The organism is Streptomyces roseus (assembly GCF_001044425.1).
Taxonomy (GTDB): Bacteria; Actinomycetota; Actinomycetes; order Streptomycetales; family Streptomycetaceae; genus Streptomyces; species Streptomyces roseus.
On the sequence record NZ_LFML01000032.1, the window covers coordinates 100253 to 116261 of the forward strand.

Consider the following 16009-nt stretch of genomic DNA (forward strand, 5'->3'; position numbering starts at 1 on the left):
GCCCTCCTCGGCGAGCCGGCGCGCGAGGCCGGCCGTGTCCGCCCCGGTGTAGTCGAACAGGGTGTCGTCGATGTCCCACAGCACGGCGCGGATCGGCATACCTGCGACGCTACGACATCGCGGGGCGCGGCCGAAGGGGTTCGCGGATGTCCGCGCCGCGGACACGGATCCGCGCGCGGCCGTCCGCAGGCGCCCGGACAACGCCTCGGGGGGCGGCCGCCGGGGTGTCCCGGCCGCCGCCCCCCGAGAGGACGTACGGGTGGTGCCTACGCGGCGAGCTTCGCCAGGGCCGCGTCGATGCGGGCCAGCGAGCGCTCCTTGCCGAGGATCTGGAGGGACTCGAAGAGCGGCAGGCCGACCGTGCGGCCGGTGACGGCCACGCGGACCGGGGCCTGGGCCTTGCCCAGCTTGAGGCCATGGGCCTCGCCGGCGGTCAGGACGGCCTGCTTGAGGGACTCGGGGTCGCTCCAGTCGGCGGCTTCCAGGTTGGCACGGGCGGTGGTGAGCAGGGCCGCGGGCTCGCCCTTCATCGCCTTGTCCCAGGACGCCTGGTCCTCGACCGGCTCCTTGCGGAACAGGAAGTCGACGTTGGCGGTGATGTCCGAGAGGACGGTCACACGGGTCTGGGCGTAGGGCGCGATGGCCGCCCAGGCCTCGGGGTCGAAGTCCTCGGGCTCCCAGTTGGCGTGCGGGGCCCGCAGCCACGGGGTGCAGGCGTCGGCGAAGGCCTTCGGGTCCAGCAGGCGGATGTGGTCGGCGTTGATCGCCTCGGCCTTCTTGAGGTCGAAGCGCGCCGGGTTCGCGTTCACGCCGTCGATGTCGAACTTCGCCACCATCTCCTCGATGGAGAAGACGTCCTGGTCCTTGGAGAAGGACCAGCCGAGGAGCGAGAGGTAGTTCAGCAGGCCCTCGGGGAGGAAGCCGCGCTCGCGGTACAGGTTGAGCGAGCTCTCCGGGTCGCGCTTGGAGAGCTTCTTGTTGCCCTCGCCCATCACGTACGGCAGGTGGCCGAACTGCGGGACGGCGGTGGCGACGCCGATCTCCATCAGCGCCTTGTACAGCGCGATCTGGCGGGGGGTGGAGGAGAGCAGGTCCTCGCCGCGGAGCACGTGCGTGATCTGCATCAGCGCGTCGTCGACCGGGTTGACCAGCGTGTACAGCGGCGCGCCGTTGGCCCGCAGGATGCCGAAGTCCGGCACGTTCTCCGGGGTGAAGGTCAGCTCGCCGCGGACCAGGTCGGTGAAGGTGATCGGCTCGTCGGGCATCCGGAAGCGCACGATCGAGGGGCGGTGCTCGCCCCGGTACGCCTCCAGCTCCACCTGGGTGAGATTGCGGCAGTGGCCGTCGTACCCGGAGGGCTTGCCGGCGGCGCGGGCGGCGGCGCGGCGCGCGTCCAGCTCCTCGGTGGTGCAGTAGCAGTCGTACGCGTAGCCGCCGTCACGCAGGCGCTGGGCCACGTCCGCGTAGATGTCCATGCGCTCGGACTGGCGGTACGGGGCGTGCGGGCCGCCGACCTCGGGGCCCTCGTCCCAGGTGAAGCCGAGCCAGCGCAGCGAGTCGAGCAGCTGCTCGTACGACTCCTCGGAGTCGCGCGCCGCGTCGGTGTCCTCGATGCGGAAGACGAACGTACCGCCGTGGTGCCGGGCGAACGCCCAGTTGAACAGGGCGGTACGGACCAGGCCCACGTGGGGGTTGCCGGTCGGGGAGGGACAGAAACGGACGCGGTAGTTCGCGTTAGCCACGCTTGATCACCTTGTTGGTGAGAGTGCCGATGCCTTCGATGGTGACGGCGACCTCGTCGCCGACGTTGAGGGGGCCGACTCCGGCCGGGGTCCCCGTGAGGATGACGTCGCCGGGGAGCAGCGTCATGGCCTCGGTGATGTGGACGATCAGGTCCTCGATGGAGCGGACCATGTCACTGGTGCGGCCGAGCTGGCGCTGTTCGCCGTTGACGGTGCACTGGATGGTCAGGTCGCCCGGGTCGAGGTCGGTCTCGATCCAGGGGCCGAGGGGGCAGGAGCTGTCGAAGCCCTTGGCCCGGGCCCACTGCTTCTCGCGCTGCTGGACGTCGCGCGCGGTGACGTCGTTCGCGCAGGTGTAGCCGAGGATCACGTCCTTGACGCGCTCCTTGGGGACCTCGCGGCACATGCGGCCGATGACCACGGCGAGCTCCGCCTCGTGGTGGAGGTCCTGGGAGAAGGAGGGGTACGTGATCGGGTCGCCCGGGCCGACCACCGAGGTGGAGGGCTTGAAGAAGGTGATGGGCGTCTCGGGGACGGTGTTCCCGAGCTCCGCCGCGTGCTCCGCGTAGTTGCGGCCGATGGCCACGACCTTGTTGGGGAGCACGGGCGGCAGCAGCCGGACCTTGCTCAGCGGGACCTTCGTGCCGGACAGCTCGAAGTCCGCGAACGGGATGCCCTTGATGATGTCGAGGACGAGCTCACCCTCGGCGCCGGGGGCAGTGCTGCCCTCGACCGCGCCGAACGCGACATTGCCGTCGATGGAGAACCTGGCGATGCGCACGTGTTGCGTCTGCCCCTCTGTATTTCCGCTGGCTGGAGTCTGCGTGTCCAGGCTAACGCGGCGGGCAGCGGCGCTTCGCGCTCCTTTTGCCGGGAGGGTTACTGCGCCGCGGCGACCGGGGCGTCCATCAGGATCGTGCGGCGCGGGTTCGCGGTCTGGGCGGGCAGCTCGACGGCGTGCTCCGGGGCCTCGACCGCCTGCAGCTCTTCGGCGTCCTTGAGGTGCGCGAGGGTGGTGCGGCGGGGGTTGGCTATGTTGCGGAACATCATCGTCGTCTTCACGGTGTTTCGGGCCCTCGGCTCGGTCGTCGGGTGGGGGGTTGTCGGATCCTTCAACCCTGTAAAGGGCAAGGCTAAACATCCGATTCCCCGGCTCAACCGGGAAGTAATGGCCATGGCTGTGTGAGTTTGCTCACCCGTGACCCGGCAATTCAGGCATAACGGGCAGTCAATTTCCGGGGGCGAAAGGGACATTGCGCCACTGAATCAGCCATTCCGCTGCTGATCATCTCGACTGGGACACCTTGCCAGCCGCCGCGTTTAGTCGACGTAAGTCCGTTTCATCCCGAAAGACGGCCCACATCGCGTCACCTTCCCATCGCATTCCGTCACCGATGCTCCGGGCCGACACGCGCACCTTGTTGGAGATCCGCCACTGTGCTGGAATTCGCGGGACCGCCGCGGGAAACAGCCGGCGCGCAGGTGGCGCGAGACAGCGCCGCGCGCGGCGGCAAGGAGAGGGAGACGCGCCGGTCACCGACGACCACCATGGGGCGGGAACGCCCCACGACTCGACACCGTCCCACCGGTCGCCCGGCGGGACGCCTGGTCCAGAGGTTGCGACGCTAGTGCAGGGACGATTCAAGAGGGATGGCAGCGCTGCGGCGGAGCAGGAGCCGCGCGGCGGGACCGACCGTGGCTCCTCGCCCCAGCACGCCCAGAACCGCGGGCCGGCTGTCGAAGGCGCCGGCCCCGACTCCTCCACCACGGTGAACGCGGTGAAGGGGAAGGCTCGCCTCAAGCCCCGGGGCAAGACGAAGAGCGAAGAGCCGGCCGACAAGGACGTGGCGATACCGAAGGCCCCCAGCGGCCCCGGTGCGCGCTTCGCCATGCAGAACTGGCGCATCAGCACGCGACTCGTGTCGCTGCTGACCCTGCCCGTCGTCGCCGCCACCACGCTCGGTGGCTTCCGCATCAACGACTCGCTCAACGACATCAGCCAGCTGGAACACATGCAGCTGCTCACGACGATGACCCGGCAGGCCACCAACCTGGCCGCCATGCTCCAGGAGGAGCGGGACAAGTCGGCGGGTCCGCTGTCGGCCGACAGGTCGGGCAAGCCCAACAGCCTCGTCGTGGGTGTACGCGACCAGACCGACGCCGCCGCGAAGGCCTTCGAAGCCGCGACCGACAAGGTCGACAGCGCGGAGGACAAGGACGAGACCCTCAAGTCGATCCGCAACAACATCCTGCAGATCGGCCGCCAGCTCACCGGCATCGAGGAAATCCGCAAGAAGGCCTACCAGAACGGCGCCCAGCAGACCGTCACCGAGTACAACGCGCTGATCGTCTCGCTCCTCTCGCTCTCCCAGGACATGGCGCAGGCCACCTCCAACCCGGAGATGATCAAGCGCACGCGCGCCCTGGCGGCCTTCTCCTCCGCCAAGGAGTACGCCTCGATCCAGCGCGCAGTCATCGCCGCCTCGCTCCCCGACAGCGGCCAGACCGGGACCACGCTGACCGAGAACGACCGCCTGTACGCCCTCTCCGCGCTCCGCGGCGAGAGCCAGTCCAAGAAGACCTTCGAGCTCGTCTACCAGGGCAAGCCCGAGGAGCTCCTCGCCGCGCTCGGCGACGGCAACGCGGAAATCGGCAAGTCCGACCACTACGCGCGCCGCGTCCTGTCGACCCAGGGCCAGTTCGCCAAGGAGACGCAGTACCGGTCCTGGCTCGACTGGTACGACGCGGACGACAACAAGATCCAGGCCATGAAGGTCATCGAGCTGACCCTGCTCGAGGACATGGAGCAGAAGGCCCGCGAGCTCAAGAACTCCTCGCAGCAGGACGCCATCATCAACGGTGCCCTGATCTTCCTCGTCCTCGGTGTCTCGCTCGTCGGCGCCTTCGTCATGGCCCGGTCCATGATCCGCTCGCTGCGCCGCCTGCAGGACACGGCCACGCGCGTCGCCCAGGACCGTCTGCCCGAGCTCGTCAAGCAGCTCTCCGAGTCGGACCCGCAGGACGTGGACACCTCCGTGGAGTCCGTCGGCCTGCACACCCGCGACGAGATCGGCCAGGTGGCCGCGGCCTTCGACGACGTGCACCGCGAGGCCGTCCGCCTCGCCGCCGAGCAGGCCCTCCTGCGGGGCAACGTCAACGCGATGTTCACCAACCTCTCGCGCCGTTCGCAGGGCCTCATCCAGCGCCAGCTCTCGCTCATCTCCGAGCTGGAGTCGCGCGAGGCCGACCCGGACCAGCTGTCCTCGCTCTTCAAGCTCGACCACCTCGCGACCCGTATGCGCCGTAACGGCGAAAACCTCCTCGTCCTCGCGGGCGAGGAGCCGGGCCGCCGGTGGACCCGCCCCGTCCCGCTCGTCGACGTGCTCCGCGCCGCGGCGTCCGAGGTGGAGCAGTACGAGCGCATCGAACTCGCGTCGGTGCCCGGCACCGACGTCGCCGGCCGCGTCGTCAACGACCTCGTGCACCTCCTCGCCGAGCTGCTGGAGAACGCCACCTCGTTCTCCTCCCCGCAGACCAAGGTCAAGGTCACCGGTCACGCGCTGCCCGACGGGCGCGTGCTCGTCGAGATCCACGACACCGGCATCGGCCTCTCCCCCGAGGACCTCGCCGCGATCAACGAGCGGCTCGCGTCGCCGCCGACCGTGGACGTCTCCGTCTCCCGCCGCATGGGTCTGTTCGTGGTCGGCCGCCTGTCCCTGCGACACGGCATCCGCATCCAGCTGCGCCCCTCCGACTCGGGCGGTACGACGGCTCTCGTCATGCTGCCGGTGGACGTCGCCCAGGGCGGCAAGAAGCCGGGTCCGATGCCGGGCCAGGGCGGCCCCGGCGCGCCGGGCTCCGGTGCCCCGCAGGGCATGCCGGGCGGCCCGGGTGCTTCCGCGCAGGGTTCGGTCCCGGGTGGCGGCGCACGCCAGCCCGTGGGCGCCGGCCAGCAGCGCGGCCAGGTCTCCGGCGGCGGCCAGCGTGCCGCGCTGCCGGGTCGCGACGGCTCCGCCGGCCCGCAGGGCGGTCCCGGTACGCGTCCGCAGCAGGGCGGCCCGAACGCGCGCCCGCAGGGCGGTCCGGGGACGACCGGCATGCCGGGTGCCCCGACCTCCCAGGGCCAGGGCGGCTTCGCCGACGGCGCCTTCGGCGGCGGCGCACCGCTGCCGGGCCGCGGTCCGGCCGGCGGTCCCGGCTCCCGTCCGATGCCCGCGCCCGCGGGCTCCGGCCAGGGCGGGTTCCCGCAGGGCAACGGCTTCGAGCGCCCGCAGAACCCGCAGGGTCCCCAGAACCCGCAGCAGCAGCCCGCCCCGACGGGCCCGGTCCCCTCGGTGCAGGCCCCCGCCGGCCCGCCGCGCGGCTCCCGGCCGCAGCTGCCGCCGCGCGGTGGCGCCCCGCGTCCGGAGCTTCCGGGTACGGGCGGCGGTCCCGCCGGGATCCCGCAGACCACCAGCTGGGGCGCCGACCAGGCGCGCCACGGCGGCCACGAGGTCCCGCGCGGCCACGACGAGCTCTCGGGCCCCGGTTCGACGGCCGAGTTCGCCCGTCCGGACTTCAACGCCCCGCGCCCGCCGGCCGGCCAGAGCACCACCGGCCAGTTCGAGCGTCCCGACGTACGGACCCCCCTGCCCCCGGCCGGCCAGAACATGTCCACCACCGGGCAGTTCGAGCGCCCGGAGCCGCGCGGTGGCGTGGACCCCTCCACCACGGGCCAGTTCGCCCGTCCGGACTTCCAGGCCCCGCGGCCCGGCGGTCCCGGTGTCGGCGGATTCGCGCCGCAGCAGCCTCAGCAGCCCCAGGCTCCGCAGTTGCCGCAGGCCCATCAGCCGGAGGCACTGCCGCCTGCCCCGAGCTCCGGCAACGAGCGCAGCCCGATCTTCGACACGCTGGAGTCGAACTGGTTCCACCAGGAGGGCCCGCAGGCCCCCGGGCAGGCGCCGGTTCCCCAGCAGCCGCAGCAGAGCGTCCCGGCTCCGGCTCCCCAGCAGCGCCTGCAGCAGCCGCTGCCGCAGCGCGGCCAGGAGCCCGTGGCCGAGCCCGCCCAGGCGACGACCGGCAGCTCGCCGACCGTCAGCTGGCGGTCCTCGCCCAACGACGAGCTGATGCGGCAGGCCGAGCGCGTGCGCCAGCCCGCCGCCGGCGGCATCACCACCTCGGGGCTGCCCCGCCGGGTACCGCGGGCGAACCTCGTGGCCGGCACCGCGCAGCAGCAGTCCGACGCACAGTCGGGCCCGCAGGTCTCGCGAGCTCCGGACGACGTCCGCGGCCGTCTGACCAACCTCCGACGGGGTATCCAGCAGGGCCGTCAGGCCGGCAACAACGGCCCGGCGACCGGCAGTTACCACATCGACCCCACTTACCAGCAGGAGCGTTAGTTGAGTTCGATGAGCCAGGCGGCACAGAACCTGAACTGGTTGATCACCAACTTCGTGGACAACACCCCCGGGGTGTCCCACACGGTGGTGGTCTCCGCCGACGGCCTCCTTCTGGCGATGTCCGAAGGCTTCCCGCGCGACCGCGCCGACCAGCTGGCGGCCGTGGCCTCCGGTCTGACGTCGCTGACCGCAGGAGCCTCCCGCATCTTCGAGGGTGGCGCCGTCAACCAGACCGTCGTCGAGATGGACCGGGGATTCCTCTTCCTCATGTCCGTCTCGGACGGATCCTCCCTGGCCGTGCTCGCGCACCCCGAGTGCGACATCGGCCTCGTCGGCTACGAGATGGCCCTCCTCGTGGACCGCGCCGGCAGCGTCCTGACCCCGGACCTGCGCGCGGAACTGCAGGGAAGCCTGCTCATCTGACGCCACATCTCCCGGCCGGACGGTACTTCCGGCCGGGGGACCGGGGGCCCGCCCCGGAACCCAGTACCACCGCCAGGCCGTCATACCGTCCCCCCACCGGCCGCCCCGTCAGACGGCACGCTGACCACTGCTGTCCAGCCCGGAGGATCAATGACCCCGCCCCCCGCCTACTCCGACTCGTACGGCGATTCGTCGTACTCGGAAGGCGATCAGCCGCTCGTTCGCCCGTACGCGATGACCGGCGGCCGGACCCGGCCCCGCTACCAGCTCGCCATAGAGGCGCTGGTCAGCACCACGGCCGATCCGATGCACCTGTCCGGCCTGCTTCCCGAGCACCAGCGCATCTGCACGCTGTGCCGCGAGGTCAAGTCGGTCGCGGAGGTCTCCGCACTGCTGTCGATGCCGCTCGGTGTCGCCCGGATCCTCGTCGCCGACCTGGCCGAGGCCGGAATGGTGGCCATCCACCAGCCGGGCAATGGAGAGGCCGGCGGCACGCCGGATGTAACGCTGCTCGAAAGGGTGCTCAGTGGACTTCGCAAGCTCTAATGGCGGAACCGCCCGCTCCACCACCTCCGCGAAGATCGTGGTGGCGGGCGGGTTCGGCGTGGGCAAGACCACGTTCGTCGGGGCCGTCTCGGAGATCAATCCGCTGCGCACCGAGGCCGTCATGACGTCCGCGTCCGCCGGCATCGACGATCTGACCCACACCGGGGACAAGACGACCACGACGGTCGCCATGGACTTCGGCCGCATCACCTTGGACCAGGACCTCATCCTGTACCTGTTCGGAACCCCCGGACAGGACCGCTTCTGGTTCATGTGGGACGACCTCGTTCGCGGCGCCATCGGTGCCATCGTGCTCGTGGACACCCGCCGGCTCGCCGACTGCTTCCCCGCGGTCGACTACTTCGAGAACAGCGGGCTGCCGTTCGTCGTGGCCCTCAACGGCTTCGAGGGACACCAGCCCTACACCCCCGAAGAGGTGCGCGAGGCCCTGCAGATCGGACCGGACGCCCCGATCATCACCACCGACGCCCGCCACAGGGCGGACGCCAAGAGCGCGCTCATCACGCTCGTCGAGCACGCCCTCATGGCCCGACTCAAGTAACACACCCGGGCGACGGCTCTCAAGGGGCACCACCCAAGTACCACGGGTTCTTCACAACGTAGAGAGGGCGGGCTGTGTCATAGGACACGGCCCGCCCTGTCGGTTCATAACGTTTCGACAGTGAATTGGAGCCACTTGGACACAGGGTGCGGTCGGGTGATGCCGCTGCGCTCACAACCGGCTCCATTTTTGCCGCAGCTCGCTCTTTATGTCCGTTTTATGCGTGACATAAGGCTCGGGGAATGGCTGATTCCAACTGTTTGGAACACGGCCGTCGAGCGTGCTGGAATTCAACCAACTAGCTAGTAGCACCGCCGGAAGGTTGTTGGTCGAGTGAGGCGAAGCAACTCAAGCCCCGCGGATGAACCCGCGCGCGGCAACTTCACCCCGCCGCAGCGTGGGGGGACGTCGCCCGTCGACGTACCCGTCGACCCGCCGGCGAAGAGCGGCAGCACCAGCAGGTTCTCCCCCCGCAACTGGCGTGTGCCCACCAAGCTGAACGCGATCCTGCTCGTCCCCGTCCTCGTCGGACTGGTGATGGGCGGCTTCCAGGTCAAGGGATCCGTCGACCGCTGGAACGAGGCCAAGGACGCCGAGAAGACGGCCCGCATCGTCCAGGCGGCGGCCGAATACGGCCAGGCCCTCCTCAATGAGCGCGACCTGACGGCCGAGCCCCTCCTCAAGGGCGACCGGAACAACCAGGCCGTCACGAAGGCGTACGCCGCCACCGACGCGGCCAAGGAGAAGTTCGCCCAGGCCGCGAAGGACCTCCCCTCGAACTCGGGGCTGGAGCGCCGCCTTGAGCTCTTCCACCAGGAGGAGCCCAAGCTCGCCGCCGTCCGCCAGTCGGCGTACGCCGTGCAGGAGACGGCGAAGAAGAACCCGCCGAGCGCGAACGGCCCCATCCCCACCGAAGAGGGGTACGTGCTGGTCCAGCACTACCTCATGACGTTCTCCAACGAACTCGGCCTGGGCACCGGCAACGTCACCAGCTACGGCCGCATGGTCTACGCGGTCGAGCTGGCCAAAGCCGCGAACTCGCTCCAGCGCTCGGTCGGCACGCACCTCCTGGTGCGCCCGAACGAGAACGAGGACATCCGCAAGGCCCAGCTCGTCGCCTTCTCCTCGTACGCCTACCTGGAGGACATCGCGATCGGCGAGTACGTCGCCGCCGGCACCGAGGACGACGTCAAGCGCCTCCAAGAGGTCATGGGCAAGAAGTCCCAGGAGGGCGCGGAGAAGCTCGCGCTGGCCAAGCGGGCGGCCGAACAGGCCGGCACCCCCTTCAAGGCGCCGCCGATCGTCAACAACTCCGCCCTCACCGGCATGACCGAGGCGATAGCCAGCGGCGAGAGCAAGAACAAGGTCATCGCGAACGGCACCACGCCCCAGGCCTGGCAGGCCGGCGCCACCGCCAAGTTCGAGGGCTACGCCGAGATCGAGAAGGAGCTCCTCGGCAAGGCCGTGACCGACTCGGTCGCCGTCTCCGACGAGGCCCGCAACGACGCCATCCTGACCGGCGCCATCGTGGTCGTCGCCCTGCTCGCCGCGTTCATCCTGGCCGCCCTGATGGCCCGCCAGATGAGCAACTCGATGCGCCGGCTGCGCTCCGCGGCCTTCGACGTCGCCGAGCAGCGCCTGCCGATGCTCGTCGACCAGCTCTCGCGCACCGACCCGGGCAAGGTCGACACCCGTGTCGCCCCGATCCCGATCAACTCCCAGGACGAGATCGGCGAGGTCGCCCGCGCCTTCGACCAGGTCCACCGGGAAGCGGTCCGGCTCGCCGCCGAACAGGCCCTCCTGCGGGGCAACGTCAACGCGATCTTCACCAACCTCTCCATACGCAACCAGTCGCTGATCGAGGGCCAGCTGACCCTCATCACCGACCTGGAGAACAACGAGGCCGATCCGGACCAGCTGGAGAACCTCTTCCGCCTGGACCACCTGGCCACCCGTATGCGCCGCAACGGCGAGAACCTCCTCATCCTCGCGGGTGAGGAACCGGGCCGCCGCTGGGACCAGCCGGTGCCCCTCGTCGACGTCCTGCGCGCCGCCTCCTCCGAGGTGGAGCAGTACGAGCGCATCGAGCTCTCGGGCGTCTCCGAGGCCGAGATCCACGGCCAGGCCGTGACCGACCTCGTGCACCTGCTCGCCGAGCTCCTGGAGAACGCCACGACGTTCTCCTCCCCGCAGACCAAGGTCCGCGTCAATGCCACGCGTCTGCCCGACGGCCGCGTGATGGTGGAGATCCACGACAAGGGCATCGGCCTCACCGCCGAGGACTTCGCGGACATCAACCACAAGCTGGCCAACCCGCCGACCGTGGACGCCGCGATCTCCCAGCGCATGGGCCTGTTCGTGGTCGGCCGGCTGGCGGACCGCCACAGCATCCGGGTCCAGCTGCGCCCCTCGGGCGAGGCCGCCGGCACCACGTCGCTGGTCATGCTCCCGGACGCGATCACCCACGGTGGTGGTGGCGAGGGGATCCCGGACGACGACTTCACGGTCTCCTCGATGATCCCGCAGCAGCAGATCCAGCAGCCCGTCCCGATGCGCACGGCCGCCGAGCTGGGCTTCGACGACTCCCGCTACGAGGCGGGCGGCGCCGGTCAGCAGGGCGGCGAGGGCAACGGGCTGAACCCGGTCGGCCGCTCCCTGGCCCAGCAGGAGCGCCGGGCCGCGCTCGAAGCCCAGGTGGGCTACGGGCAGGAGCAGCAGGGCGAGTTCGCCGAGCAGGAGTATGCGGAACCCCAGCCCGAGCACGGGTACCAGCCGTACCAGGAGTACGAGCAGCAGCCGGAACAGGGCTACGACGGCTCGTACGACTCCCGGCAGGCCCAGGCGGCCCAGGCGGCCCAGCAGGGCTACGAGGCGTACCCGCAGCAGGACTACGGCTATCCGGAAGCGGGATACCAGGATGGCCGGCAGGACGCCCCGGCGTACGACGCCGGCTACGCATCCCAGTCCCCGCAGGCGGAGTGGCCCGAACAGACCAGCTATTCCGGCGGCTACCAGCAGGACTACGGGACCGAATCGGAACCCCGGTCCGCTCCCGAACCCGCCCCGGACCGCGTAGGCTTCGACCGTCCGGGCGCCGCTGCCGACACCGGCCACCAAGTGACCGGAGCGGGCCTGCCGCGCCGCGGCAGCCAGCAGCAGTGGCAGCCGGCGCAGAAGGAAGCGGAGTCCTCCGGATCCCTCTTCGCACAGCGGCCGCAGCGACAGCAGCGGCCCGCTGGGGCGGAGCAGGCCCCGGAGGGTGCGGACGGCGGCGACGACTGGCGCTCGAACAACGACGAGCGCTGGCAGCAGGCCGCCAAACTCCGTGAGCCGAAGGCGGGCGGGGTCACTCCGTCCGGTCTCCCTCGGCGCGTGCCCAAGGCCAACCTGGTCGAGGGCGCGGCGGAGACGACCCCGCAGGGCGGCCCCCAGGTCTCCCGCGCACCGGAGGACGTCCGCGGCAGGTTGAGCAATCTGCGGCGCGGTGTCCAGCAGGGACGCAGCGCGGGTTCTGAGCAGTCAAGTAACAGCTATGACCAGGAGCGTTAGTGTGAGCCCGATGAGCCAGGCGGCACAGAACCTGAACTGGTTGATCACTAACTTCGTGGACAACACCCCCGGGGTGTCCCACACGGTGGTGGTCTCCGCCGACGGCCTCCTTCTGGCGATGTCCGACGGATTCCCGCGCGACCGCGCCGACCAGCTGGCGGCCGTGGCCTCCGGTCTGACGTCGCTGACCGCAGGAGCCTCCCGCATCTTCGAGGGTGGCGCCGTCAACCAGACCGTCGTCGAGATGGACCGCGGGTTCCTTTTCCTCATGTCCGTTTCCGATGGATCGTCCCTCGCGGTGCTCGCGCACCCCGAGTGCGACATCGGCCTCGTGGGCTATGAGATGGCCCTCCTCGTGGACCGAGCAGGCAGTGTCCTCACCCCGGAACTGCGTTCGGAGCTGCAGGGAAGTCTTCTCAACTAGCAAACAGGCAGTGCGTTTCGCGTCATCGCACCATAGGGTGCGGTGGCGCGGTTCCACAGGGAGTACTGCGTTCTTGGAGTCGGAGGAGGAGACGTGACAACACCCGGAGGACATCCTTATGGCGGCGCGCAGCAGCCGCAGGGTGGGCAGCACGACCAGAACCGCTTCAACTTCCCCTCCGCTCCGAGCCGGCAGGTTCCGGAGCACAATCCCTACCAGCAGCAGCCGTACGGCCAGCCCCAGCAGGCCCAGCCGCCCCACCGGCCCTCGCAGCAGCCCCTTCGGGCTCCGCAGCAGCAGGCCCCCAAGGCGCACAACCCGCTGGTGCGTCCGTACGCGATGACCGGCGGCCGTACCCGGCCGCGCTACCAGCTCGCCATCGAGGCGCTGGTCAGTACCACGGCGGATCCGGCGCGCCTGCAAGGGCAGTTGCCCGAGCACCAGCGCATCTGCCGCCTGTGCCAGGAGATCAAATCCGTCGCGGAGATCTCGGCACTTCTCTCCATTCCTCTTGGTGTCGCCCGCATCCTCGTCGCCGACCTGGCGGAGGCGGGCCTTGTCGCCATTCACCAGCCCGGCGGCGACGAGTCTGCCGGCGGCCAGCCAGATGTGACACTGCTCGAAAGGGTGCTCAGTGGACTTCGCAAGCTCTAACGGCGGAGCGGCTCGCTCCACCACCTCCGCGAAGATCGTGGTGGCGGGCGGCTTCGGCGTGGGCAAGACCACGTTCGTCGGCGCGGTCTCCGAGATCAACCCGCTGCGCACCGAAGCCGTGATGACGTCCGCGTCGGCCGGCATCGACGATCTGACCCACACCGGGGACAAGACGACCACGACGGTCGCGATGGACTTCGGCCGCATCACCCTGGACCAGGACCTGATCCTGTACCTCTTCGGTACGCCGGGCCAGGACCGCTTCTGGTTCATGTGGGACGACCTCGTCCGCGGCGCCATCGGTGCCGTCGTACTCGTCGACACGCGGCGCCTGGCGGACTGCTTCCCGGCCGTGGACTACTTCGAGAACAGCGGCCTGCCGTTCGTCATCGCCCTCAACGGCTTCGACGGCCACCAGCCGTACACGCCGGAGGAGGTCCGCGAGGCCCTGCAGATCGGGCCGGACGCCCCGATCATCACCACCGACGCCCGCCACCGCGCGGATGCCAAGAGCGCGCTCATCACCCTGGTCGAGCACGCCCTCATGGCCCGCCTGCGGTAGGCACCGCGACCGGCACAGTGAAAGGCCCCCGCACTCCTCGGAGTGCGGGGGCCTTTCACTGTGTCGCGCGCGGACCGGTGGGACCGGCCTTCTGGGCTAGCCCTGCCAGCTGTGCGGGGCGCGGAAGCCGGGGGTGCGCTCCAGGCGGCGCCAGCCGGCCTGGGAGCCGATGCGGTGCACCGCGGGGCTCTCGGGGGTGGACGCGGCGCGGGCGAGCAGGATCGCGGTGATCGCGGCCAGCTCCTCGGGGGCTGCGTTGCCCTTTTCGACGCGCAGCAGGGTGTCGGCGGTCTTGGTCATGGGTGGCAGGTCTCCTTCGCTCTACTGCGGCGGGTTGCCGTGCTTGCGGGACGGCAGGTCGGCGTGCTTGCTGCGGAGCATCGCCAGTGCGCTGATCAGGGTCTCGCGGGTCTCCGCCGGGTCGATGACGTCGTCGACGAGGCCGCGCTCGGCCGCGTAGTACGGGTGCATCAGCTCGGCCTTGTACTCCTTGACCATGCGCGCGCGCATCGCCTCGGGGTCCTCGGCCTCCGCGATCTGCTTGCGGAAGATGACGTTGGCGGCGCCCTCCGCGCCCATGACCGCGATCTCGTTCGTCGGCCAGGCGTACGTGATGTCCGCGCCGATGGACTGCGAGTCCATGACGATGTACGCGCCGCCGTAGGCCTTGCGCAGGATCAGCGAGATCCGCGGGACGGTGGCGTTGCAGTACGCGTACAGCAGCTTGGCGCCGTGGCGGATGATGCCGCCGTGCTCCTGGTCGACGCCCGGCAGGAAGCCGGGCACGTCCAGCAGCGTGATGATCGGGATGTTGAAGGCGTCGCACATCTGGACGAAGCGCGCGGCCTTCTCGGAGGCCTCGATGTCGAGGACGCCGGCGAGGTGGGCGGGCTGGTTGGCGACGATGCCGACGACCTGGCCGTCGAGGCGGGCCAGCGCGCAGATGATGTTGCGGGCCCAGCGCTCGTGGACCTCCAGGAAGTCGCCTTCGTCGACGAGCTCCTCGATCACCTTGTGCATGTCGTACGGGCGGTTGCCGTCCGCGGGCACCAGGTCGAGCAGGACGTCCGAGCGCCGGTCGGCGGCGTCGGAGGTCTCGTGGACCGGCGGGTTCTCGCGGTTGTTGGAGGGCAGCATCGAGATGAGGTAGCGCACCTCGGAGATGCAGGTCTCCTCGTCGTCGTACGCGAAGTGCGCGACGCCGGAGGTCTCGGCGTGCACGTCGGCGCCGCCGAGGCCGTTCTGGGAGATCTCCTCACCGGTGACGGCGCGGACGACGTCGGGGCCGGTGATGAACATCTGCGAGGTCTCGCGGACCATGAAGACGAAGTCCGTCAGCGCCGGGGAGTACGCGGCGCCACCGGCGCACGGGCCCAGCATGACCGAGATCTGCGGGATGACGCCGGAGGCCCTGGTGTTGCGCTGGAAGATGCCGCCGTAGCCGGCGAGGGCGGAGACGCCCTCCTGGATACGGGCGCCGGCGCCGTCGTTCAGCGAGACCAGCGGGGCACCGGCCGCGATGGCCATGTCCATGATCTTGTGGATCTTCGTGGCGTGGGCCTCGCCCAGGGCGCCGCCGAAGATGCGGAAGTCGTGCGCGTAGACGAAGACCGTGCGGCCCTCGACCGTGCCCCAGCCGGTGATGACACCGTCGGTGTAGGGCTTCTTGCTCTCGAGGCCGAAGCCGCTCGCCCGGTGGCGGCGCAGCTGTTCGACCTCCTTGAAGGAACCCTCGTCGAGCAGCAGCGCGATGCGCTCGCGCGCGGTCAGCTTGCCCTTGGCGTGCTGCGCCTCGGTCGCCCGGTCACTGGGTCCACGCCGCGCCTGCTCGCGCAGGGAGTGCAGCTCGGCCACGCGCCCGCGGGCGTCCGTCGGCTCGCTCGGAGTCTGGTCCACAACGGTCATGTATCGACCTTACGAAGCGGTCGGAGAAAAACCTCCGTTGATTCCGCACAGTCTCGGAAGTGTTCCGCTGTCCGGGCCGGACAGAACCGCCCCGTGATGCGCGGAGACCACCAGGCCGGACCCCTCTCCTTTGTGGAGGTTCCACAAAACGCCGACACACGACCCCGAGATGTTGAAATTTGAACGGAATAGGTCTAGCGTCGTTCTCGTTGAAAGTTCAACCAACATGGGGCACGCCGGACCCCCCAGCACCAGGGAGCACAT

Annotated in this window: 13 protein-coding genes; 8 read left to right on the forward strand and 5 right to left on the reverse strand. The window is 70.0% G+C overall.

Going from position 1 to position 16009, the window contains the following annotated elements; all coding sequences use genetic code 11:
- Nucleotides 1–266 precede the first annotated feature (266 nt).
- From gltX to ACS04_RS08780, 3 genes are all read right to left on the reverse strand, one after another.
- Nucleotides 267–1742: a glutamate--tRNA ligase gene (gene gltX / locus ACS04_RS08770; RefSeq protein ID WP_048475961.1), complete on the reverse strand. Its 1476-nt coding sequence runs from the start codon at nt 1740–1742 to the stop codon at nt 267–269.
- The gene (locus ACS04_RS08775; protein WP_048475962.1) at nt 1735–2523 is read right to left on the reverse strand and encodes a fumarylacetoacetate hydrolase family protein; all 789 of its coding nucleotides are present in this window, start codon (nt 2521–2523) and stop codon (nt 1735–1737) included. The genes gltX and ACS04_RS08775 overlap by 8 nt, the downstream gene beginning before the upstream one ends.
- Before the next feature lie 98 nt (nt 2524–2621).
- Nucleotides 2622–2804 carry a hypothetical protein gene (locus tag ACS04_RS08780; protein WP_048475963.1) on the reverse strand — a complete coding sequence of 61 codons (183 nt, stop codon included), beginning with the start codon at nt 2802–2804 and terminating at the stop codon, nt 2622–2624.
- Nucleotides 2805–3370: 566 nt separating this feature from the next.
- On the opposite strand from ACS04_RS08780, the gene ACS04_RS08785 reads away from it, so the two are divergent.
- The 8 genes from ACS04_RS08785 (at nt 3371) to ACS04_RS08820 (ending at nt 13840) form a co-directional block, all read left to right on the forward strand.
- Nucleotides 3371–7120 (forward strand): nitrate- and nitrite sensing domain-containing protein, encoded by a 3750-nt coding sequence (locus tag ACS04_RS08785; protein ID WP_048475964.1) that lies wholly within the window; start codon nt 3371–3373, stop codon nt 7118–7120.
- Between the two features lie 9 nt (nt 7121–7129).
- The gene (locus tag ACS04_RS08790; protein ID WP_008739864.1) at nt 7130–7543 is read left to right on the forward strand and encodes a roadblock/LC7 domain-containing protein; all 414 of its coding nucleotides are present in this window, start codon (nt 7130–7132) and stop codon (nt 7541–7543) included.
- A gap of 150 nt (nt 7544–7693) precedes the next feature.
- A complete protein-coding gene (locus tag ACS04_RS08795; RefSeq protein WP_048475965.1) occupies nt 7694–8089 on the forward strand; it encodes a DUF742 domain-containing protein in 396 nt (131 codons plus the stop codon).
- On the forward strand, nt 8070–8651 hold the full coding sequence (locus ACS04_RS08800; protein WP_048475966.1) for a GTP-binding protein: 582 nt from the start codon (nt 8070–8072) through the stop codon (nt 8649–8651). Before ACS04_RS08795 ends, ACS04_RS08800 begins: the two co-directional genes overlap by 20 nt.
- 333 nt (nt 8652–8984) lie before the next feature.
- Nucleotides 8985–12200 carry a sensor histidine kinase gene (locus tag ACS04_RS08805; protein ID WP_048475967.1) on the forward strand — a complete coding sequence of 1072 codons (3216 nt, stop codon included), beginning with the start codon at nt 8985–8987 and terminating at the stop codon, nt 12198–12200.
- Between the two features lie 10 nt (nt 12201–12210).
- Nucleotides 12211–12624: a roadblock/LC7 domain-containing protein gene (locus ACS04_RS08810; RefSeq protein ID WP_008739857.1), complete on the forward strand. Its 414-nt coding sequence runs from the start codon at nt 12211–12213 to the stop codon at nt 12622–12624.
- A gap of 93 nt (nt 12625–12717) precedes the next feature.
- Nucleotides 12718–13278, forward strand: coding sequence for a DUF742 domain-containing protein (locus ACS04_RS08815; RefSeq protein ID WP_048475968.1), 561 nt, complete (start codon nt 12718–12720; stop codon nt 13276–13278).
- On the forward strand, nt 13259–13840 hold the full coding sequence (locus ACS04_RS08820) for a GTP-binding protein (protein WP_037792108.1): 582 nt from the start codon (nt 13259–13261) through the stop codon (nt 13838–13840). The genes ACS04_RS08815 and ACS04_RS08820 overlap by 20 nt, the downstream gene beginning before the upstream one ends.
- A 96-nt stretch (nt 13841–13936) precedes the next feature.
- Here ACS04_RS08820 and ACS04_RS08825 read toward each other — a convergent pair whose 3' ends face one another.
- Together ACS04_RS08825 and ACS04_RS08830 are read right to left on the reverse strand one after the other, a co-directional pair.
- Entirely contained in the window at nt 13937–14140 is a 204-nt protein-coding gene (locus tag ACS04_RS08825) for an acyl-CoA carboxylase subunit epsilon (protein WP_048475969.1), read from the reverse strand.
- 21 nt (nt 14141–14161) lie between these two features.
- Nucleotides 14162–15745 (reverse strand): acyl-CoA carboxylase subunit beta, encoded by a 1584-nt coding sequence (locus ACS04_RS08830; RefSeq protein ID WP_048475970.1) that lies wholly within the window; start codon nt 15743–15745, stop codon nt 14162–14164.
- Between the last annotated feature and the right edge of the window lie 264 nt (nt 15746–16009).